Origin of the sequence: Embleya hyalina, assembly GCF_003967355.1 — a bacterium.
Taxonomy (GTDB): domain Bacteria; phylum Actinomycetota; class Actinomycetes; order Streptomycetales; family Streptomycetaceae; genus Embleya; species Embleya hyalina.
Genome location: NZ_BIFH01000013.1, coordinates 420964 through 441912 on the forward strand (window position 1 = coordinate 420964; position 20949 = coordinate 441912).

Annotated in this window: 16 protein-coding genes; 4 read left to right on the top strand and 12 right to left on the bottom strand. The window is 71.8% G+C overall.

What is annotated here, in order from left to right; translation table 11 throughout:
- Positions 1 to 6 precede the first annotated feature (6 nt).
- Entirely contained in the window at positions 7 to 954 is a 948-nt protein-coding gene (locus tag EMA17_RS01885) for an NAD-dependent epimerase/dehydratase family protein (RefSeq protein WP_160161271.1), read from the top strand.
- Between the two features lie 40 nt (positions 955 to 994).
- Positions 995 to 2380 carry an NDP-hexose 2,3-dehydratase family protein gene (locus EMA17_RS01890; RefSeq protein ID WP_126635073.1) on the top strand — a complete coding sequence of 462 codons (1386 nt, stop codon included), beginning with the start codon at positions 995 to 997 and terminating at the stop codon, positions 2378 to 2380.
- 20 nt (positions 2381 to 2400) lie between these two features.
- Here the strand turns inward: EMA17_RS01890 and EMA17_RS01895 are convergent, their stop codons facing one another.
- From EMA17_RS01895 to rph, 11 genes are all read right to left on the bottom strand, one after another.
- On the bottom strand, positions 2401 to 2766 hold the full coding sequence (locus EMA17_RS01895; protein WP_246126385.1) for a VOC family protein: 366 nt from the start codon (positions 2764 to 2766) through the stop codon (positions 2401 to 2403).
- Positions 2767 to 2791: 25 nt separating this feature from the next.
- Complete coding sequence (locus EMA17_RS01900; RefSeq protein WP_126635075.1) at positions 2792 to 3913, bottom strand: Rieske 2Fe-2S domain-containing protein; 1122 nt, start codon at positions 3911 to 3913, stop codon at positions 2792 to 2794.
- Positions 3914 to 3991: 78 nt separating this feature from the next.
- Positions 3992 to 5161 carry a cytochrome P450 gene (locus EMA17_RS01905; protein ID WP_126635076.1) on the bottom strand — a complete coding sequence of 390 codons (1170 nt, stop codon included), beginning with the start codon at positions 5159 to 5161 and terminating at the stop codon, positions 3992 to 3994.
- Between the two features lie 33 nt (positions 5162 to 5194).
- On the bottom strand, positions 5195 to 6043 hold the full coding sequence (locus tag EMA17_RS01910; RefSeq protein ID WP_246126386.1) for an SAM-dependent methyltransferase: 849 nt from the start codon (positions 6041 to 6043) through the stop codon (positions 5195 to 5197).
- A 9-nt stretch (positions 6044 to 6052) separates the two neighbouring features.
- Complete coding sequence (locus EMA17_RS01915; protein WP_126635077.1) at positions 6053 to 7465, bottom strand: cytochrome P450; 1413 nt, start codon at positions 7463 to 7465, stop codon at positions 6053 to 6055.
- A 38-nt stretch (positions 7466 to 7503) separates the two neighbouring features.
- Positions 7504 to 8400: an SAM-dependent methyltransferase gene (locus EMA17_RS01920; protein ID WP_160161272.1), complete on the bottom strand. Its 897-nt coding sequence runs from the start codon at positions 8398 to 8400 to the stop codon at positions 7504 to 7506.
- Between the two features lie 120 nt (positions 8401 to 8520).
- The gene (locus EMA17_RS01925; protein WP_307721516.1) at positions 8521 to 8739 is read right to left on the bottom strand and encodes a ferredoxin; all 219 of its coding nucleotides are present in this window, start codon (positions 8737 to 8739) and stop codon (positions 8521 to 8523) included.
- 5 nt (positions 8740 to 8744) lie between these two features.
- Positions 8745 to 9929 carry a cytochrome P450 gene (locus EMA17_RS01930; RefSeq protein ID WP_126635080.1) on the bottom strand — a complete coding sequence of 395 codons (1185 nt, stop codon included), beginning with the start codon at positions 9927 to 9929 and terminating at the stop codon, positions 8745 to 8747.
- Positions 9930 to 9969: 40 nt separating this feature from the next.
- The gene (locus EMA17_RS01935; RefSeq protein ID WP_246126387.1) at positions 9970 to 12024 is read right to left on the bottom strand and encodes a carbamoyltransferase family protein; all 2055 of its coding nucleotides are present in this window, start codon (positions 12022 to 12024) and stop codon (positions 9970 to 9972) included.
- A gap of 202 nt (positions 12025 to 12226) precedes the next feature.
- Entirely contained in the window at positions 12227 to 15010 is a 2784-nt protein-coding gene (locus EMA17_RS01940; protein ID WP_126635081.1) for a helix-turn-helix transcriptional regulator, read from the bottom strand.
- A 169-nt stretch (positions 15011 to 15179) separates the two neighbouring features.
- Entirely contained in the window at positions 15180 to 17780 is a 2601-nt protein-coding gene (gene rph / locus EMA17_RS01945) for a rifamycin-inactivating phosphotransferase (RefSeq protein ID WP_126635528.1), read from the bottom strand.
- 279 nt (positions 17781 to 18059) lie between these two features.
- On the opposite strand from rph, the gene EMA17_RS01950 reads away from it, so the two are divergent.
- Together EMA17_RS01950 and EMA17_RS01955 are read left to right on the top strand one after the other, a co-directional pair.
- Positions 18060 to 18569: an NUDIX domain-containing protein gene (locus EMA17_RS01950; protein ID WP_126635082.1), complete on the top strand. Its 510-nt coding sequence runs from the start codon at positions 18060 to 18062 to the stop codon at positions 18567 to 18569.
- 253 nt (positions 18570 to 18822) lie between these two features.
- Complete coding sequence (locus tag EMA17_RS01955) at positions 18823 to 19812, top strand: PI-PLC domain-containing protein (protein WP_126635083.1); 990 nt, start codon at positions 18823 to 18825, stop codon at positions 19810 to 19812.
- Positions 19813 to 19927: 115 nt separating this feature from the next.
- Here the strand turns inward: EMA17_RS01955 and EMA17_RS01960 are convergent, their stop codons facing one another.
- Positions 19928 to 20902: an NAD(P)-dependent alcohol dehydrogenase gene (locus EMA17_RS01960; RefSeq protein ID WP_126635084.1), complete on the bottom strand. Its 975-nt coding sequence runs from the start codon at positions 20900 to 20902 to the stop codon at positions 19928 to 19930.
- Positions 20903 to 20949: the final 47 nt, after the last annotated feature.

The following is a 20949-nucleotide window of genomic DNA, read 5'->3' on the forward strand; positions in this document are numbered from 1 at the left end:
ACGTCCATGACGAGAGCCACCGTCGTCGGAGCCGGATTTCTGGGAACCGCCCTCGCCGTCGGTGCCGAACGCCGCGGCTGGGACGTGACCGTCATCGGCCGCTCCGATCCGTACGCGCTGCGCGAACGGACCACATCCACCGGAACGCTGCGACTCGTCCTGGGCGGCGGAGCCGACGAACTGCCGTCCGTGCTCGGCCGGGACACCGGTGTCGTCGTCATCGCCGCCGGCGGCCGATTCCCGGTGCCGTCGGCGCACGAGCCGGCCGCCGACGCCGTGGATACGCTGTCGCTGCTGATCAACGTCTGCGAGGCGGTGCGCACGCACAGCCCCGACGCCCGGATCGTGTTCCTCTCCTCCGCCGGCGGCGTCTACGCGCCGGGGCCCGAGCCGGGGCTGCGGGCCGAGACGCATCGCGCGGAGCCCACCTCCCCGTACGGCATGTCGCGGCTGACGGGCGAGCACTACCTGGAGTTCTATCGAAGGGTGCACGGGCTGGCCGGTACCGCCCTGCGCTGCTCCAACGTCTACGGCCGACTGCTGCCGGCCGCACGGGGACAGGGCGTGGTGTCGGCGGCGTTCCGCTGCGCGCTGTCGGGCGAACCGTTCCGGCTGCACGGAAGCGGGGCCCAGCGGCGGGACTTCGTGCACGTGGACGACTTCGTGCGCGCGACCCTCGATCTGCTCTCGCTGCCGGCGAGCCCGCCCGCGACGGTCAACATCGGATCCGGGGTGGGCTATTCGGTGGCACAGGTCGTCGACCGGGTCGCCACCGTGCTGAAGAAGGACATCACGATCGCGCGGGGACCCAGTGCCGGTACCGACCTCGGGAGCCTGGTGGTGGACACCTCCCTGCTGCGATCGCTCGTCGATTTCGCGCCGTTGGACCCGGACACCGGCATCGAGAGGATGGCGCGCGCGCTCCGGGCCGACGCCGGTGGGGAGTCGTCGTGAGCAGGATCCCGATGGACACGCCGCGCGAAGGGCGAGTGGGATGTCGATTCTGATCCGCGGCGCCGAGGACTTCCTCTCCTCGGCGCGAACACTCCGGACGCCGCTGACCCCGGACCCGGAGGCCTTTCTCAAGGAACGCGAGGCCGCGTCCACGTTCCGCACGGACGAGGTCCCGCTCGGCTCGCTCGCGAACTGGCATCTCGGCGACCGGATCAGCCATTCCTCGGGCCGCTTCTTCGCCATCGAGGGGCTTTGCGTCCGGACGAACTTCGGCCCGACGCCACAGTGGTACCAGCCGATCATCGTGCAGCCGGAGATCGGCATCCTCGGGATCCTGGTCAAGCGCATCGGCGGCGTGCACCACTTCCTGATGCAGGCGAAGATGGAGCCGGGAAACAGCGCCCTGGTCCAGTACTGCGCCACCGTGCAGGCGACACCCAGCAACTACCAGCGGGTGCACGGGGGTCGGTCGACCCCCTACCTCGACTACTTCCTCGACCCGGGCGCCCGGGTCGTCGTCTTCGACCAACTCCTCTCCGAACACTCCTCGTGGTACCTCTACAAGCGCAACCGCAACATGATCGTGGAGGTGCCCGAGCACGAAGAGGTGCCGGTCGTCGACGACTTCACCTGGTTGACCCTGGGTCAGCTCCGGGGCCTGCTCGCGCGGGGCGACCGGGTGAACATGAACGCGCGGACGGTGTTGTCGTCCATCGCCTACACGACGCCCGACCCGTCGGCGGGCGGCGGACCGGAACCCGGCGAATTCCATGGTGAGATCGTCCGGTCGCATCGCAGCGGGGCCGCGGACGACGCGCTCGCCTCGGCGATGACCTGGCTCATCGACCAGAAGGCCACGTTCAGCCTCGACGTCAGGCGGATCGACCTGTCCCGGATGCCCGGATGGGTCTGTGACGAGCGGGGCGTCCGGCACCACGAGGGACGCTACTTCCGCATCGTCGGCCTGTCGGTCGGGGCGACGAGCCGGGAAGTGGGCACTTGGGCGCAGCCGATGTTGCAACCCAACCCGGGAAACGTCGTCTGCTTCGTCTGCCGGCGCCATCGGGGCACCCTGATGTTCCTGGTCCAGGCGATGGCGCAGCCGGGTGCCACCGACCGGGTCGAACTCGCCGCGACGGTGCAGCTGACCCCGGGCAGCTACCGCGGCCCACGCGATCTGCCCCCGTTGGCCGAGGTGTTGGACTGCGACCGGTCGTGGGTGATGGTGGACGCCGTGCAGTCCGAGGACGGCGGACGCTTCCGGCACGCCGACACCAGGCACCTGGTCGTCCGGGTCCCGGACGACCAGGTGATCGAGGCACCGGCGAACTACCGGTGGATGACGCTGGGGTTGCTCAACCGACTCATGCGCCTCGGCTACTACGTCAACGTCGAGGCGCGCAGTCTGATGGCCTGCCTGCTCTGACCCGGCGCCGCGCCCGCCCGTCAGCCTCGTGGTTCCCCGGCCGGGCGCGGCGCCGCCGCGTACTTCCCCAACTCGCTGCCGCGCAGGGCCGCGTTGTCGTGAATGCCGATGACGTAGCCGTCGATGTCGCGGAAGTAGAACACGCGTTGCCCCACGTCGTCGGTGAGCGGGCCCTTGATCACCGTGGTGTGCCGGGCGACGTGATCGTGGAATCCGTCGAAGTCCTCGACACCCATGTACAGCATGCCGGCCAGACCGATCGGGGTGTGCGCGAGTTCGGGCAGCCAGTTCCCCAGGTCGGCGTTGCTGTACAACAGCCCGCAGAAATCGCCCTGGTACAGCAGCATGTGGATGTCGTCGCCGGGGCGCGAGAGCGCCGAGTCCACGTCGAATCCTAGCTTCTCGTAGAACTCAATGCTGGCCGCTGTGTCCTTGACGCTGATGCACGTCGCAAACGGCATGACAATCTCCCGCGGTAGTCGCCGGTGGTGTGGAGTAGAACTGTTCGGCCCACTTGCGATATCGGCCGATGGGCCCGTCGCCGGGCGCCAGGCGTGGGGTCTCGCGATATTTCTGGTAGTGCCACACCGGCAGGTCCATGGAACCGCCGTGGGCGTGGACGGCGTAGAAGACGTCGCGAATCAGGCGCGCGGCCAGGGCGTTTGCCGCTTCCGACCACACCTTCGGCGGTCGGGCGCTCGGTGCGACCCTCGCGGTGGCCGCGAACCGGAATTGGGCCAGCCAGGGGTCGACGGGATTGGGAAGCGCGAAGAACCTGGTCGCGACGCGGTCCGACAGGGCGCATTCGATGACGGTCAGGCCGAGGCCGTACACCCGGAAGCCGTAGTCCGCCGAGACCTGCCCGACGCGCGGGAGCGTTCGCACGACCCGGAAGCGCCCGCGGCACTCCCGGCCGTCGAAGGACACGTCCGGGGCGGCGGCGAGGGTCGCTCCGTGCAGATGCTCCAGGTGCCCGAAGTCGACGACGTTCTCGGTGATCTGCTGTGGGTGCCCGGCGACCTCGTACATGTTCCAACGAGGGATCCGCCAGCCGGCGGTCGGGATGGCCGGCGGCTCCCACGTCGGCGGCGAGCCGTCGCGGGCCCGCCAGACGAGGATGAGGCCGCCGGTCTCGCGCACGGGCAGTGTGTCGAGCGTCGCCCTGGGCGGCGGCCCGCCATGGGGGGTGCGTCGGCAGGGCCCGTCCAGGCCGAACGCGAACCGGTGGAACCCGCAGACGATGTCGTCGCCGGAGACGGTTCCCATCACGCCCAGGTGCGCGCCGAGGTGCGGACAGTGCGGGCGCAGCGCGTGGAGTCGGCCGCTCGCCCCTCGGGCCAGGACCACGTCCTCGCCCGTGGACCGCCGGGTGATCACCTCACCCGCGGCGACCTCGTGGCCGAACCCGACGCAGAACCACCCGTCGGGGTGGGGCAGCGGTGCCGACGGGAAGGCCACGTGCGCCGGCGTGGCGCCCGCTCCGTCCCGGAACCGCCGCAGGGACCTGCGATGGCCCGGAGTCCTCCAGGACATGATCCACTCCGTTTTCTCGGGTATCGGTGCGGGCGGGTGCCGCGCACCGGGGAGCGCGGCACCCGCCCGTGCTCGATGTCACCACCGCACCGGGAGTTCGGCCGGCCCGCCGGTCACCGCGTCGGGGCGCATGCGCACCGCGTCCGGCTCCACCGCCAATCGCAACGTCGGGAGCCGGGTGGCGATTCGGGTGAACACCGCGTGCAGTTCGATGCGGGCCAGGGGGGCGCCGAGGCAGTAGCGCAGGCCGTGCCCGAAGGTGACGTGCGCCGAGGCGGGGCGGGTGATGTCCATGCGGTCGGGGTCCGGGAAGGCCGCGGGGTCGTGGTTGGCGGAGCCGTTGTCCAGCAGCACCAACTCGCCCGCCCGGACCGCGACCCCGTCGATCTCCAGGTCCCGGCGCGCGTAGCGGGGGATGCCGCCGCCTCCCGTGTTCGAGGCACGCAGGATCTCCTCGACCGCGCCGGCGACCAGGCCGGGGTCGTGCACCAGCGCCCGCCACTGGTCCGGGTTGCTCAGCAACAGCAGCACACCCATCCCGATCTGGACCACCGTGGTCTCCTGCCCGGCGAACAGCAGCGCCATCGACAACCCGGCGATCTCGGCGTCGGAGACGCCCTCGGCCGCGCACAGCCGCGAGATCACGTCGTCGCCCGGCTCGACCCGCTTACGGGCGACCAACTCGTGTCCGTAGGCGTACAGTTCGGCCAGCCCGCGCTGCGATCGGGCGGGATCGCCGACGTCCGCGGCCTCGGCGGTCCAGGCGCGAAATCGCTCGCAGTCGCGGTACGGAACGCCGAGCAGCGCACAGATGACCAGGATCGGCAGCGGCACCGCGACCATGGCGTGCAGGTCCGCCGGCGGCCCGTGTTCGATCAACTCGTCCAGGAGCCGGGTCGTCAGGGCCTCCACGCGTGGGCGCAGCGGTCGCATGCGCCCGGGCGAGAAGTGCGGTCGCAGCAGGGCACGGGTGCGCGCGTGATCGGCCGCCTCCGTGGCGAAGTCGCCGAGGACCGCGTCGAACAACGTCTCCCCGGTGCGGGCCGCGGTCTCGGGGGTCGGATGGGTGCGGCCGAGCCGGTCGTCGTCCAGCAGCCGCCGGACCTGCGCGTGACCGGTGACCAGCCACGCCTCGTCGCCCATGGCGGTGCGCACGCGGTGCACCGTGCCCAGGGACCGCAACTCGCGCAGCCGGGGCGCGGTCTGCAACGCTCCCTGCCGGAACGGTAATTGCGCCACGACCTCCATGCCACCTCCGGGTGTTCGGTTCACGGGCGCGGTTCAGTCGTCGAGTGGCCGCTGTGCGACGACGAGGAGGTACCCGAGTGCGGGCACGTCGATCACGGACCGCGGGTTGTAGAAGCAGGCCGCTTCGGTGTCGTCGAACTCGAAGCGGAGCCGGTCCGCGCGCTCGGCCAGGAAGGCGAACGACTTGGGCAGGGTCTCGTCGGTGATGTCCCGCAGCTCCAGGAACCGCAGGCCCGACGTGCGCATCAGCTGCGGATAGTCGTCGATCCGCACGGTCGTCGACCCCATCGTCCGTTGCAGGGCCAACCGGTCGGGGGAGGGCGACGCGCTGCGGCCGTGGAAGTCGGTGGCCACGATCCTGCCCCCGGGGCGGAGCACACGCCGCATCTCGCGGTAGACCTGCCCCCGGTCGGGCATGTGGCACATCGATTCGAGCGCCATCACGGCGTCGAACGAGGCGTCCGGGAACGGTAGTTCCATGGCGTCGGCCACGCCGAAGTCGAGGCGTTCCGGAAACGGTGTCTCCCGTGCCAGTGCCTCGGCGCGCGCGATCTGCTCCCTGCTCACCGAGATGCCCGTCACGCTCGCCCCGGTGAGGCGGGCGATCCGCACCGCCGGCGCGCCGACGCCGCAGCCGACGTCGAGCAGCCGGTCGCCGGCGCCGATCCGCAGGCGTTCCAGCATGACGTCGGTGAGTCGATCGGTGGCCTCGTCGTAGGCGAGTTCGCTGTCGGGGGTGTCCCAATAGCCCAGGTGCGCGTTGTAGCCCTGCCGTGCGTCGTCGCCGAGGAAGTCGGCGGCGATGTCGGTCATGCGGTCGTACAGCCGCCCGACCTCCTCGGCCACGGGTGCGGTCGGCGCCGCGGTGCGTTCTTCCTTCACTGGTCCTCCTCAGGGATGGTGGATGCCCTGCCGACGTTGGCGCGTGATGAGGTCGCGGGGCACCGTGGGGTCCGTTCGGTTCGCGCCCGACGTGCGCTCGCGCAGGGACATCGGGAGCGAGCGGGGTGTCGACGTCAGGCGGGGGGTGAGGCGTTCGCGGGCGCCGGGCAGGGGATCGAGTTCCCATCGGGCCGCGATGGAGGCCAGTGCGAGGGTGGCCTCGGTCAGGGCGAAGACCTCCCCGATGCACTTGCGGGCGCCGGCGCCGAAGGGGGTGAACACTCCCCGGGCCGGCCGGTGGGCGTCGTCGAGCCAGCGGTCCGGGTCGAAACGTTCGGGCTCGGGGAACAGGTCGGCGCGGTGCTGCACGATGTGCGGGCTGTACAGGACGACCGAACCCGCCGGCAGCCGGCGGCCCGCCAGTTCGGTGTCCTTGGTGGTCACCCGGGTGAACAGCCAGCCCGGTGGGTACAGGCGCAGCGACTCCATGATCACCCGCCGGGTCAGGTCCAGTCTCGGGATGTCGTGGAACTCCGCGACCCGCCCGGAGAGCACGGCGTCGACCTCGTCGTGTAGTCGCCGGCGGACGGCCGGGTTGCGGCCCAGCAGGTAGAGCGACCAGGCCAGCGACGGGGCCGTGGTCTCACTGCCGCCGAGGTAGAACGTGAAGACCTGGTCGTGGATCTCGGCGTCGGTCAGTCCCCGGCCGTCCTCGTCGCGGACGGCCAGCAGGATGGACAGCAGGTCCCCGTGATCCACGCCCGCGCGCCGGTAGTCGGCGGTGAGTTGGACGACGTAGCGCCGCAGCCGTGCGCGGGCCTGCTCGAAACGGCGGTTGGCCGGGGTCGGCAACCGGTTCAGGAAGGACCAGGGCAGGAGCATTCGGCGCATCATGCCGGTCATGACGGTGTGCATGCACAGCCGCAACTCCTCGAAGGTGGCGTCGTCGAGTTCGGCGGCGAACAGGGTGCGGGTGGCCAGGCTCGCGGCGAACTCGTTCACGGTGACCAGCACGTCGAGTTCGCGGTTGGCCGACCAGCCGTCGAGCATCGTGGCGACCTCGGCGGACATCACCTTGGCGTAGCCGGGCAGCCGATTGCGGTGGAACGCCGGTTGCAGCAGCCGACGTTGCTGGCGGTGGTCGTCGTGTGGGCAGGTCGCCAGGCCGTTGCCGGCCACCGTGCGCACGAGGTCGAAGATCGCCCCGCCCTTGTCGTAGGTCCGGTCGTCCACGAGGACCTGGTGCACCAGATCCGGATCGCAGAGCACATGGAACGACACGGGGCCGAGCCTGATCTCGACCAGATCGCCGTGCGCCGGCAGGGAGGCGAGGAAATCGAGGGGTCGCCTGCCGAGTTGCACCGCGTGACCGAGCAGGGGCAGTGCTCCCGGAACCGAGCCGAACCTCGCGTTGTCCGTCATGTTCGCTCTTTCGTTCGGAAGGACGGTTCGCGGCGTCGTCACCCTCGTCCGCGGGCGACCCAGCAGCCCATGATCACTTTGCCCTCGCGGCACGCGTCGCGCAGCGCGGGTACCGACGCCCGCAACAGGGACTCGAAACTCTCCGGTCGCGAGCCGGAGTCGGCGCCGGCCGCGGCCTCGGTGCCGCCGGCCGCGCCCGCCGAGTTCTCCGCGCACAACCGCCAGTTGGGGGCGACGTCGCCGTGGTCGTCGTAGCGGGACACCGACTCGACCTCGAACCCGGCGCTCTCCAGGTGTGCGCGGACCGCGCCGAACGGGATCACGCGCGGGATGGCGAACGCCCGACACATCGGCTCCACCCACCGCGCGTAGTCCGCGTCCGAAAGGTCGTCCGCACAGAACCAGTCCGCGCCGACGAACGCGCCGCCCGGCTTCACGACCCGGGCCACCTCCGCGTAGGCGCGGTGCTTGTCGGGCGTGTAGCACAGCGCCTCGATCGAGTAGACGCCGTCGAACTCCGCCGGACCGTACGGGAGTTTCATCGCGTCGGCCTCGACGAAGGTCAGCCGGGTGCCGACGTCGCCGGTGTGCAGGGATCGGGCGACCCGGACCTGGTGGCCGCAGATGTTCACGCCCGTCACCGTGGCACCGGTGTACTCGGCCACGTTCGCCGCCGGGCCGCCGATGCCGCAGCCGACATCGAGGAGTGCGTCACCCGCCGTGAACCCGCCGCGATCCGCGAGCCACCGCTGCATCGTCCGCTGCGCCTCGTGCAGTTGTTGCCCCTCGGCGAACCACGCGAGGTGGAACGAATCCGACCACACGTCACGGCACATCGGGGTCACGAGTTCGTAGTACCGATCGACGACACGCGCGTAGTGGTCCTCCCGGCCGCCGGCCGTCTCCACCAACTCGAGATATTCGGTGTTCTGCATGCGATGCCCCTTTCGGCAACGGGGATGACGATCGACGGGGACGGCGTCGTCGACGGCCCTTCCCCCGTGGGATCCTTCGTGTGCGGGGCACGTGCGCGTCGGCCACATGCCCGGGAACCGTCAGTCGCGCGGGCCGATCACCCGTCCGTTCTCCGTCACGGTGATGGCCCGCGCCGGGCAGGAGTCGGCCGCGTCGAGCACCGTCTCGTCCGGGGCGACGAACTCGACCGGCGCCCGGGAGCGTTCGTCGTCCAGGACGAACAGCGAGGCGGCCAGGGCCACACAGACGCCCGAACCCATGCAGCGGTCGCGATCCACCGTCGTCCGCCAGACCGGCACCGCCCTCACCACCCCACCGACATGGTGTGTGGACCGCGGACGAGCGAACGGCGCTTCCAGACGACCTCGCCGGCCGGGTGCAGGCTCGGCATCCGCAGGGCCAGGGCGCGCAGCGCCTCCTGCAACTCCAGGCGGGCCAGCGGCGCGCCGACGCAGTGGTGCACACCGTGGCCGAACGCCACGTGCCGATTGCCCTCGCGGCCCAGGTCGAGCGTGTCGGGAGTGGTGAATCGCCGCGCATCGTGGTTGGCGGCGCCCACCGAGACCATGACGGGCTCGCCCGCACGTACCAACACGCCCCCCACCTCGACGTCCTCGGTGGCCCAACGGGCCGCGAGCGCCCCGGTGCGCAGCGGGACGAACCGCAACAACTCCTCGACCGCCGCCGGGATACGATCGGGATCGTCGCGCAGCCACCCGAGCCCGCCGTGCCGATCGAGCAGCAGGTGGACGAAGTTCGGAATCAGCATCGCGGTGGCCTCGTGGCCCGCGATCAGCAGCCCCATGCACTGCTCGACCAACTCGGCCTCGGAAAGCCGCTCCTCGACGTCGCGGGCCTCGATCAGCTCGGTGATCAGGTCGTCCGCGGGTCGCGCGCGGTGTTCGGCGATCAACTCGACCATGTAGGCGCTCAACTCACGCATGCTGGCGGCGACCTGCTCCGCGGCGTTGCTGGACACCGCGTCGTCGCTCCACGCGCGAAAGAGCGCACGATCGGCTTCGGGTACCCCGAGCAGCCGGCAGATCACGGCGACGGGGAGCGGGAGCGCGAAGGACTCCACGAGGTCGGCGGGCGGGCCCGAGTCCGCCATGTCCTGCGCCAAACCCTCGGCCAGCGCGCGGATGCCCGGACGCAGCCGCTCCATCCGTTGCACCGTGAACGCCTTGGCGACCAGTCCGCGCAACCGGGTGTGGTCCGGCGGGTCGGTGGCACCGATGCCCGCGGTGACCCGGCCCGGTTGCTCGCGGGGCTCGTCGTGCGCGGTGCACGCGGCGCGGCTGAACCGCGGATCGCCCAGGACGAGCCTGGCGTCCGCGTAGCGCGTGACGAGCCAGGCGGGCTCGCCGTAGGGCAGCCGCACCCGCTCCAGTCCGTCGGCCCGTTGCGCCCGGGCGTACCGTGCGGACAACTCCAGGCCGGCGGCCTCGTTGAAGGGGTAGGCGACGGGGTCGCCGACGGGAACGGGCATGCGTACCTCGTCTCTCCTCACCTGGTGGTCGACCCGAGGACTATGCGGTCGTCGGGCGTCGGGGGGACCGACCGCGCTCCGCCGGAGGCACCGGAGCCGGCGTCAGGGAGAAGAAGCGCCGCCGCCACAGGGCCCGCAGTTCCGTCCTGATCGGTTCGGTCGGGGCGCCGGCCGCGAGGGCGGCGAACGTGCGGGTGCCGTCCGCCCGTTCCAGCAGCGCGAACATCTCCGGTGACACCGGGGCCCGGGGACCGGTGGCGTAGTCGAGGACGATCTCGTGGGAGACGACGCTCCCCCCGGAATCCGTCGCCCTGGTGGTCCTGACCAGTCGTGTGACCGGGCGAAGACGCGGGACGAACTCGTCGAGGGCGGCCGGGAATCCGGGGCGCCGCCGCACCACGAACTCGTCGACGACCAGACCGTCGAGTTCGGTGGTCAGCAGACAGGTCAACGCGTCCTCGACGCTCTGTACGACGGGTTCCGCGTCGTTGTTCATCGACGTGTTCAACAGGACCGGGGTGCCGGTGAGTTCGCCGAAGCGGGCGACGAGGCGGTGGACCAACGCGTTCACCTCCGGCTCGACGATCTGGATCCGGGCGGTGCCGTCGACGTGGGTGACCGCGCCGAGCGCTTGCCGATGCTCGGGACGAACCCGCACCACGAACGACATGAAGTCGTAGTTGGCGGCCGTCTCCGGCAGTTCGAAGTAGGTGTGGGCCGCCTCCGAGACGACCATCGGCGCGAAGGGCCGGAAGCTCTCCCGTTTCTTGATCATCGCGTTGATCCGGGTCCGGTTCTCCGCCGGCCGGGGATCGGCGAGGATGCTGCGGTGACCCAGCGCGCGGGGGCCGAACTCGGAGCGGCCCTGCGCCCAGCCGAGCACGGCGCCGCCGGCGAGCAGCCGGGCCGTCGTGTCGACGAGGTCGGCGGGCCGCTCGTACTCGATCAGCCCGTTCCAGGCGGCGAGTCGCGCTTCGATCGTGTGCGTGTCGCCGAGGGCGGGGCCCACACTCGCGCTGCGCAACCGCTCCTTGAGCCGCACCGGGGCGGCCGACCTCTCCTGCGCCAGCAGGGCCGCACCCTCCGCCGCGCCCGCGTCGTGCGAGGCGGGATGTACGAACACCTCGTCGAAGAGCCCCGAGCGGAGAATGACGCCGTTGAGACTGCAGTTGTGCGCGACGCCGCCGCTGAACACCAAAGCGGTGTGCCGCGTGGTCCGGCTCCAGTGCCCCAGCAGGTGCAGCACGATGCGTTCCAACGTCTCCTGCAGTCCGGCGGCGAAGTCCTTGTGCCGCTGCTCCACCGGGTCCGTCGAGCGTCGGGGCGGCAGTCCGTGGGCGAGGAACACGCCGCCGACGTAGTCCAGGGACAGTGCCTCCCGGTCGAAGTCGTAGCCCCCGTCCGCGGTCAGCCTGTACATCGACTCGAACACGGCGCGGTGGACGGCGGGATCCCCGTACGGCGCCAGGCCCATCACCTTGTATTCGTCACCGAAACGGAATCCGAGATGCCGGGTGGCGCCCAGGTAGAGCAGGCCCAGCGAGTTGTGCATCGGCAGCTTGGCCAGGGTTTCCAGTCGGCCGTCCGGCGCGCCGAAGATCGTTCCGGAGGAGTCCTCGCCCATGCCGTCGAGGACCACGACCAGCGCGTCCGTCAGGCCGGAGCGGGTGAGGCCGGACATCGCGTGGGCTCGATGGTGCGACGCGAAGAAGAGTTTGTCGTCGGCGAGTTCCCAGCCCAGGTCCCGGCTCAACCGGTCCTTGACGAGCTGCCGCGAATAGCGGGCGGGCACCGCGGGGTTGTCGACGTAGAGCCCGTTGAGCATGAAGTCCAGGTAGGGCTCGGGAAAGTAGTAGCCGACCGCGTCGATGTCGGCCGGGGTCACCCCCGCCGTTTCCAGGCAGGCCCGGATGGCGTTGCTCGGGAACTTGGTCGTGTGCTTGATCCGGTTGAGGCGCTCCTCCTCGACCGCCGCGATCAGGACGCCGTCGCGCACCAGGGCCGCGGCCGCGTCGTGGTACATGTACTCCCGTAAGCCGGGGACGAGATCCGAATCCCCGGGGGAGAAATTTCCGTTCAGCCCGATCGTCAACACGATCGTGAAGCTAACCGCAACGTTGGATGGGCACAACGCGGATCGGCGAATCCGGCGACGGCTTCACACGTTCGGCTTAAGACGGAGTGTCGCGGTCGATCGTGGTGGGTAGGCAACCCGGCCTCGGGTGGCGGGAGTTTGCTGGTCCCGGGGTCAAGTCCGCTGTTGTCGGGGCGACTTGCATCGGTTCCGTCGGTGGATTTCAGTCCTGCGGGTCGGGGCTCGCGTGCGCGTCGTCGATGAGGTCGCGCAGTTGGGAGCGGGTGGTGACGGCCAGCTTGGGGAAGCTGCGGTACAGGTGCGAGCCGACCGTGCGCGGGGACAGGAACAGCTTCTCGCCGATCTCGCGGTTGGTCAGTCCGCGGGCGGCGAGCCGGATGATCTGCTGTTGTTGCGGGGAGAGTTCGGCGAGCGCGTCGGGCGTGGAGTCGGCGACGTCGAGGCCGGCGGCGCGCGCCTCGGCCCGAGCCCGCTCGGTCCACGGGCGGGCGCCCAGGCGCCGGAACGTCTCCAGGGCCTCGGCGAGGGGCACGCGCGCCTCGGCGATGCGCCGACGCCGGCGCAGCCACTCGGCGAAGTCCAGGAGGGTTTGCGCTCGTTCGAACGGCCGGTGCGCGGACTGCGGGTCGGCCAGCGCCGCGCGGAAGTACGGCTCGGCGTCCTCGGCGTCGGCCAGCAGACCGCGAGCGCGGTCGATCAGCGCACGCAGGCGGGGCGAGGCATCGGCGCCGAGCGTGCGTGCGGCGCGCTCGACGATGCCGGCGGCCTCGTCGCGACGCCCGGTGCGTACCGCCACCGCGGCCAGGTCGGCAAGGGCCGGATAGGCGGCGTGGTAGTGCACGGGCTCGCCGTCCGCGGTGAAAACGGCGCGCAGTTGGTGATACGCCGCCTCGTACGCGCCTTCCGCGAGGGCCGCCGCGCCGAGGGCGCGACGGGCGTAGACGGCGACCGAGCGGCTCTCCGACGGGTCGATCAGGGCGAGCGCCTCCTCGGCCCGGACCCGAGCCGCCGCCGGGTCCCCCTGGTAGGCGAGGATCGTGGCGTCCACCGCGGCCGCGCACGCCACCGCGTGGTCGAGGCCGGCCCTCGCGCCGAGCGCGCCGCTGCGGGCACACGCCTCCCGGGCCCGCCCCCACCTGCCCAGTTCCACATAGCTCCAGGCGGCCGCGCCGCCCAGCCCCTCCGGCAGCGGGCCGCGCACCCCCCAGCGGTCGAAGGCCTCGTCGAAGGCGCGGGCGGCCCGCGGGGTCTCGTCCAACAACCACGCCACGACCGCGAACGCGGTGAGCCGGTCGGGGCGGCGTCGCGCCTGTTCCGCGAGGTGCGGGAGCAGGGACAGGAGTTCGGCCCGGTCGTCGAAGGGGTCCGACACCGCCCGCACCCAGACGCGCAACCACGACGCGTCGTCGGGGATGCCGGCCAGGACGTCCCGTACGCGTCGCCGTTGCGTGTCCTCGCCGCAGTAGAAGCGGACCACGGCGGCGCCGGCCAGGAGGTCGAGCGCGGTGGCGGGCCGCGTGGGGGCCGACTCCTCGGCGGCGTCGGCCAGTCGGGCGAAGACGAGGGTGTGCCGCACGGTCAGCGTCGCCAGCCGGCCGACCTCGGTGGCGGCGCGGGCCAGGAGCGACGCGTCGTCCGTGTGCGCCCGCACCTCGGCGGCCAGCTCCTCGACCCACGGGAGGTCACCGGTGAGCGCGGCGGCCTCGGCGGCCTCGACCAGGAGCCGGGCGCCGTCCTCGCGCGGTGCGAGGTGGGCGGCACGGTGCAGGGCCTCGGCCGCCGCCGCGTGGCCGCCGCGACGTCGGGCCCGGTCGGCGGTGCGCTCCAGCTCCGCCGAGACGGCCGCGTCCGGCGGTGTGCTCGCGGCGGCGAGGTGCCAGGCGCGCCGGTCGGGCTCGTCCCGCAGCGCCTCGGCGAGCGTGCGGTGGGCGGCGCGCCGGGCGTCGACGGGGGCGGCGTGATAGACGGCCGAGCGGGCCAGGGGGTGGCCGAACCGTACGCCGCGACCGGTGCGCCGGATCAGCCCGGCGCGTTCGGCGGGCCCCCACGCGGTGGCGTCCTCGGGGCCCGGGAGGGCGGCGGGGGCGGCGATGGCGGAGTCGACGGTGTCCATGGCGGCCAGGAGCAGCACGGCCCGCGCGGTGGTGGACGGCAGGTCGCGCAGGCGAGCCGCGAAGAGGCGTTCCAGGTGCTCGGTCGGCGGGAGCGGACCGCCGTCGAGCGGCCCGGCGGCCGGGTCGGGGGCGCCCGCCGTCCTCGCCAATTCGGTGAGCGCCAGCGGGTTGCCGCCGGCCTGGGCCAGGATCCGGGCCCTGGTCCGGCCGGTCGGGCGTTGTGGCCGTAGATCCAGCAGCCGCCCCGCCGCGGCGTCGTCCAGCGGTCCGAGGGTGAGCGTCGGGATGTGCCGGTCGAAGCCGGGCAGGTGATCGCCCGTGCGGGCGGCGACCAGCACCGTGACCGGTTCGCCGGCCAGCCGCCGGGCGGCGAAGGACAACGCGTCCAGGGACGCGCGGTCGAACCACTGCGCGTCGTCCAGGACCACGAGCACCCGCCCCCGGTCCGCCAGGGCGGAGAGCAGGCCCAGTACGGCGACGCCGATCAGCATCGGATCGGTGTCGGCCGGGATCGGACCGGTGCCGAACGCGCCGTACAGCGCGGCGCGTTGCCGCTCCGGCAGGTCGTCCACCCCGGCCGACACCGGGCGCAGCAGCTGATGCAGGGCGGCGAACGCCAGGCTCGACTCGGACTCGCTGCCGCCGGCGCGAAGGACGCGGGCGTGGTCGGTCTCGGCCCGGCGCACGACCAGGTCGAGCAGGGCGCTCTTGCCCATGCCCACGTCGCCGAGCAGCAGCAGGAGCGGTTCGGCCGAGGCGGGGTCCAGCGTGTGGAGCAGGCGGGCCGCCTCCCGGTCGCGGCCGACGATCGGCTCGGCGGGTTCCGGCCGCGCTCGGGTGACCGGACGGGGGGCGCCTGCGGGTGTGCTCACGGGTCTCCGGTGATCGGGGCCCGTCGACCGACCGAGCCGTCCTGTCTGGTCGCCTCCAGGCTACAAGCGGGCGGGCCGACGCCCCGCGCGGTGCGCTCACGTGACGGCCGCCGCAGCCGACCGGGCCGTTCGTACGCGCTCGGAAAGCCCTCGAACGCATGGTCGTGGGTCAGGACAGGATCTCGACGTATCCGTCGGTGCCGTGGACGCGGATCCGCTGTCCGTCGCGGATCAGCCGGGTGGCCCGCTCCACACCCACGACCGCCGGCAGGCCGTACTCCCGGGCGATCACCGCGCCGTGCGTCATCAGGCCGCCCACCTCCGTCACCAGGCCCGTGATCCCGACGAACAGGGGCGACCAGCTGGGGTCGGTGTGGGCCGTGACCAGGATGTCGCCCGCCTCGAGATCGGCCTCCGCCATGTTCGGGACGACCCGGGCCCGACCCTCGACGGTGCCGGCGGAGACCGGCAGCCCGACCAGGGCATCGGCCGGCACGTCGTCGCGGTGGTACGACCCGGTGACGGCCTCGCCGTCCGAGGTGAGCACCCGGGGCGGGGTGAGCGCGTGGTACGACCGGAAGGCGTCCTCGCGCTCCCGGATGAGCCGGTAGTCCACCCGCTGCGAGCGCACGACGTCGTGGAATTCCCGGAAGGTGAGGTGGAAGGCGTCCTCCCGGTCGGCCAGCACGCCCGCCCGCACCAGGCGGTCGGCCTCCGCCAGCAGGGCCCGCTTGTAGACGAAGTAGCGGGTGACGATGCCGTACTTCGGGTACTCCCGGTATCCGATGAAGGTGCGGACCCGGTCGATCATCCGCTTGGTCTCGTCGGCCCTGCGGTCGCCGTCGGGCAGCGCCCGCAGGCGCGCCAGCACGTCCCGTTCCTTCGCCAGCGCCCGCTGCCGGCCCGCCTCGAAACGCCGTGCGGCGGCGCCCGGTTCGAAGTTCCGCACGTTGTCCAGGAGCACCGGGACGAGTGTGGTGGGACGTTCGCGCCACCTCGGCCTCGTGATGTCGATCTCGCCGACGCAGCGCATGCCGTATCGGTCGAGGTAGGCCTCCACGGCGTCGCGCGCCTCGGCCCCGCCCGCGAGTTCGGGCAGTTCGTCCAGGAAGCCGTCGTCCTCGACGCCCCGCAGGTAGGCGACCACCTCCTCGTGCGGGCGGATCACATCGGCGACGTCGAGCAGCGCCAGGCCCATCTCGGAGGTGACGTTGCCGGGCGCGGACAGCGTGAGCGTGTCGGCCGCGTTCTTCTCGCCCAGCCACTCCCACAGCTTGTCGTTGAGCCACCACGTGGCCTCCATCCCCGCCATGATGACCCGAAGACCGAGCGGATCCGCGAGGGCTCGCTTGTGCTCCTCGAAGGCCTCCGCCAGGAAGTCGAACAGCGCCGGTCCGGACTTGCCCCGGATGTCGCGCCGCAGGGCCTCGACGGACGCCCGGCCGCGCTCGATCAGTTCGGCGACGATGGCCGGATCCGTCTCGATCGGGGTGGGCCCCGCGTCGACGACCAGCGGCGCCGGGGGACCCGTGTCCGGGAGCGACGGAACGAAGCCGTCGCGCTTCAGGACGGTCTCCAACGCGTCCCTGACCAGCGGATCACCCCGCCCGACGAGGTCCAGGAAGCCGGTGCGGCTCGCGGGCGAGGCCAGGCGCCGGGTGACGTCGACGAACAACCTCCCGCCGGCGACGTGCATCGGGGCCATGGCCGTCAGCTGCCACACGGACAGCCCCAGGGGCTTCATGGGGTCGGTCATCATCTGCCCGTGACCGACCGAGACGTAGACGTGGTTCGCTCCGTCGTCGCTCTCCGGAATGGGGAACAACGTGGTGATCGGCCGGCTCTGCACGATCCGGAAGCCGTCGTCGTCCAGACACCACTCGATGTCCTGCGGGCGGCCGAAGTGCGCCTCGATCCGCCGCCCGAGCCGCACCAGATCCACGACCTGCGCGTCCGTCAGGGCCGGCTGCCGCCGTCGGTGCGGGTCGATCGCCACCTCCCGCGTGCCGCCGCCCGGCAGGGCGTGGAGGGCGCGCCGCTTGGTGGCGATCGTCCTGGCGACGATCCCGCCGTCGCGCACGGTGAAGACGTCCGGGTTCACCAGGCCGGAGACCAGCGCCTCGGCCAGGCCCGGGCCGGCGTCGACGGTGGCGACCCTGCGGTTGCCCGTGACGGGATCGGCGGTGAACAGGACGCCGGCCGCGTGTGGGAAGACCATGCGCTGGACGACCACGGCCATCCGGACCGAACGGTCGTCGATGCCGTTGCGCCGACGGTAGGCCACCGCCCGCTCGGTGAACAACGAGGCCCAGCACCGGCCGACATGCCGCAGGATCGCCGTCGGCCCGACCACGTTCAGGTACGAGTCCTGTTGGCCGGCGAACGACGCCGTCGGCAGGTCCTCCGCCGTCGCGCTGGATCGTACGGCGTAGCCGGCCTGCTCGCCGAACCGGGCGAGCGCGCCGGTGATCGCCGTCGCGACGTCGTCCGGAACGGCGATCTCCTCGATGATCCGGCGAATCTCCGCGCTCAGCGTGCGGATCCCCTCCCGGTCGTCCGGGTTCGAGCGGGACAGCCGGTCCAGTCGATCGTCGAGCGACGGCGCCTTCGCGACGACCCGCCGGAAGGCGTCGGTGGTCACACAGAAGCCTGCCGGCACCCGGACGCCTTCGATCCCCGACAGCGCGCCCAACTGCGCGGCCTTGCCGCCGACGACGGCGACCCGTGTCGCGCCGATCCCACCGAGATCCGATACGTAGCGGTCGATCACCGCGATACCTCCGAGACGGTCCTGCTCCGGTGCCGCACCGCACCGATCGATCGCATCACCGGTGCCGCCGGTTGCGCCGAACCTGTTGTCGGGCACGTCCTCATCCCTCGTCGTCGTCCTTCCCGTTTCCGCGGGCAGTGGCCACGGCCGACGATTCTGCGCCTCGACCGGGGCCTTGCCGCAAGCCCCCGGGTGCGCTATAAGTTGAGAGAGGCAGGGAGAGGAATCTCCTTGCCTTCGCCTTTTTTCCGGCCACGTCGACTCATTACGTTTGCCGGCATGAGCCATCCCCTCCCTCCCGCCGAGTACTACGCCGGCCTGCCCCGCCACATCGGCAGCGCCGGCGCGATCCTGCACGCCCCCGAGGGCCGAATCCTCCTGGTCGAACCCGTGTACGGCGACGGCCACTGGGAGATCCCCGGCGGCGCCATGGACCACGGCGAATTCCCCTGGGACACCGCCCGCCGCGAGGTCCGGGAGGAACTGGGCCTCGACCTCCACCCGGGGCGCCTCCTGGTCGTCGACTGGATGCCGGCGCGGGCCGACGGACGGCCCGCCCTGGCGAATCACCTCTTCGACGGCGGACCCGTCACCGAGGCCGAGGCGCGTGCGCGTATCCGCCTGGCCGGCGACGAACTCGCGGCTTGGCGCCTGGCGCACCCCGCCGAATGGGACACCCTGATGGCTCCCCACATGGCCCGTCGGCTGCGGGCGTGCGCCGCGGCACTGGCCGACGGGACCACCGCCTATCTGCATCAGGGCACCGCCCCCGACGTGCGCCCGCGTTGATCCGGGGTGCCTCGGGCGGCGACTTCGTGGCGGAACTGTCACAGGGGCGGGGCGAGGCGGTGACATTTCGTCCGTGTGCAAAGGGCGTTCGTATGCTGGCCCGGTGATGCCGGACCGCTGTCGGGGTACATGGCCGACCGATTGTCACGCCATCGTGCTCCGGTACGCGCACGTCCGAGGATGTCGGGGAACGGCGATGGTCCGCTCCGGGACATCGACACGCATCCGGACAGCGACCTGAGGAGTCCTTTCCTTGAGCACCCATCTTCGACGCGACACTCGCCCACGAAACGTACTGGCCCTGGTGACCGCACTGTTCGGGATCATCGGTGCCACCCTGCTCGGCACGACCCCGGCGGCGGCGGCCGATCAGCGTCAGGCGATCTACGCCATCGCACACCGCGTGGACACCCTCGACGGCGTGGACTTCGCCATCAACCACGGTGCCAACGCCATCGAGATCGACGTCTGCGCCTGGTGGCAGCCGAACGAATGGCGGGCCTGGCACGACTGTTCCTCCGCCGGGGACAACCGGTACGGACCCAGCTTCGACAGCATGATCGACCGCATCCTCGACAACGCCAACCGCGGACGCCGACTGGCGCTGGTGTGGCTGGACATCAAGGACCCGAACTACTGCGGGGAGGCCCCGAACCGCACCTGCAGCGTCGCCGGACTGCGGGACAAGGCGCAGCGGTTGACGAACGCCGGGATCCAGGTGCTCTACGGCTTCTACGAGTACCACGGCGGCAACACCCCCGACGTCGGCGGCAGGGGTTGGCAGAGCCTGGAGAACCGGCTCGGCAAGTTGGAGGGCATCACCACGACCGGGAGCCGGGACCGGGTCCGCGACGCCTTCAACCGGTCCGGATCCGGGTTCCCGAACGGTCGCCGCGTGATGGACTACGGCGACAGCGACATCACCAACGGGTTCGGCAACTGCACGGAACCCACCTGGAACACGTGCGCGGAGCTGAAGAAGGGCGCCGCCGACCGCGCGGCGGGACAACTCGCGGCGACGCTGTCCTGGACGACCACCTACAACGACCCGTGGTACATCGACAAGCTGCTCGGTGACGCGCGCGTGGACGGGATCATCGCGGGCTACGGGGCGTTCACCGGAGTGCGCGACTACGACAACAGCTGGCAGTGCGCCAACGCGATCAACCTCATCCGCGACTGGGTGAACCGCCACAGCGGCACACATCGGATGGCCACCAGCGCCGACCGCATGTTCCGGTAGCGGACGCACCGTTCGGTGCGGGGGCGTGGCGTTCGAGCCCTCGCGGGCCGTCGGCCGGGATTCCGGCCGGCGGCCCCGGTCGGGGTCGCCCTCGGCACCGATACCCGCGCCCGGGTCACATCGCGATGACGACCTTCGCGCGGGCGTGTTCCACTTCGAGCCGGCGGATGGCCTCGGGGGCTTCGCCGAAGGAGTAGACCCGCTCGATGCTCGCCGTGATCCGGCCCGAACCGGCAAGCTCGGCAAGGGCGTTCAGATTCTCCCGAGTCGGCTTGGCGGTCAGCACCAGCACCCGTCCGCGGCCGAATCGCGACGCCAGCCGCCCCCTGAGGAGCAGACCCATCGGGCCGACCAGGCTGCCGCCCTCGGACGTCCCGCCGCCGGAGAGCACGAGGGCTCCCTCCGGGGCCAGCACCCGCCGGCAGTCCGCCAGGGTCCGGTTTCCCACCAGGTCGAACACCACGTCGTAGCGCACGTCGGTCCCGGCGAAGTCCGTTCGGGTGTAGTCGACCACGTGGTCCGCGCCGAGCGACTCGACCAGGGACACGTTCCGGGTGCTGCACACGCCGGTGACCTCCGCGCCGAACGCCTTGGCCATCTGTACCGCGAACGTGCCCACGCCGCCGGACGCGCCGTTGATCAGGACCCGGTGTCCCGGCCGTACCCCGGCCAGATCCCGCAGGCCCATCAGCGCGGTGTACCCGGCCAGGGGCAACGCGGCGGCCTGTTCGAAGGTCAGGTCGGCCGGCTTCGGCCCCACCGTGTCCTCGGGCGCGGCGACGTATTCCGCGAAGGTGCCCTCCGCCTCGCCGAACACCTCGTCGCCGGGGGCGAACCGGCGCACGTTCGTGCCGACCGCCTCGACCACACCCGCGAAGTCCGTGCCCCGGATCCGCGTCCTGGGCCTGGTCGGCCCGAAGACGAGTCGGGCGAGGTACGGGTCGCCCCGCATGATGTGCCAGTCGCGCGCGTTGACCGACGCCGCCCGGACCCGGACCAGGACCCGGTTCGCGCCGACCGTCGGCGTGTCCACCTCCTCGACGCGCAGTACGTCGGGTGAGCCGTACCGGTCCTGGACGATCGCCTGCATGGGAATCTCCGTCCCCCGCGATGGGTGCCGGACGCACCGCCCGGCGC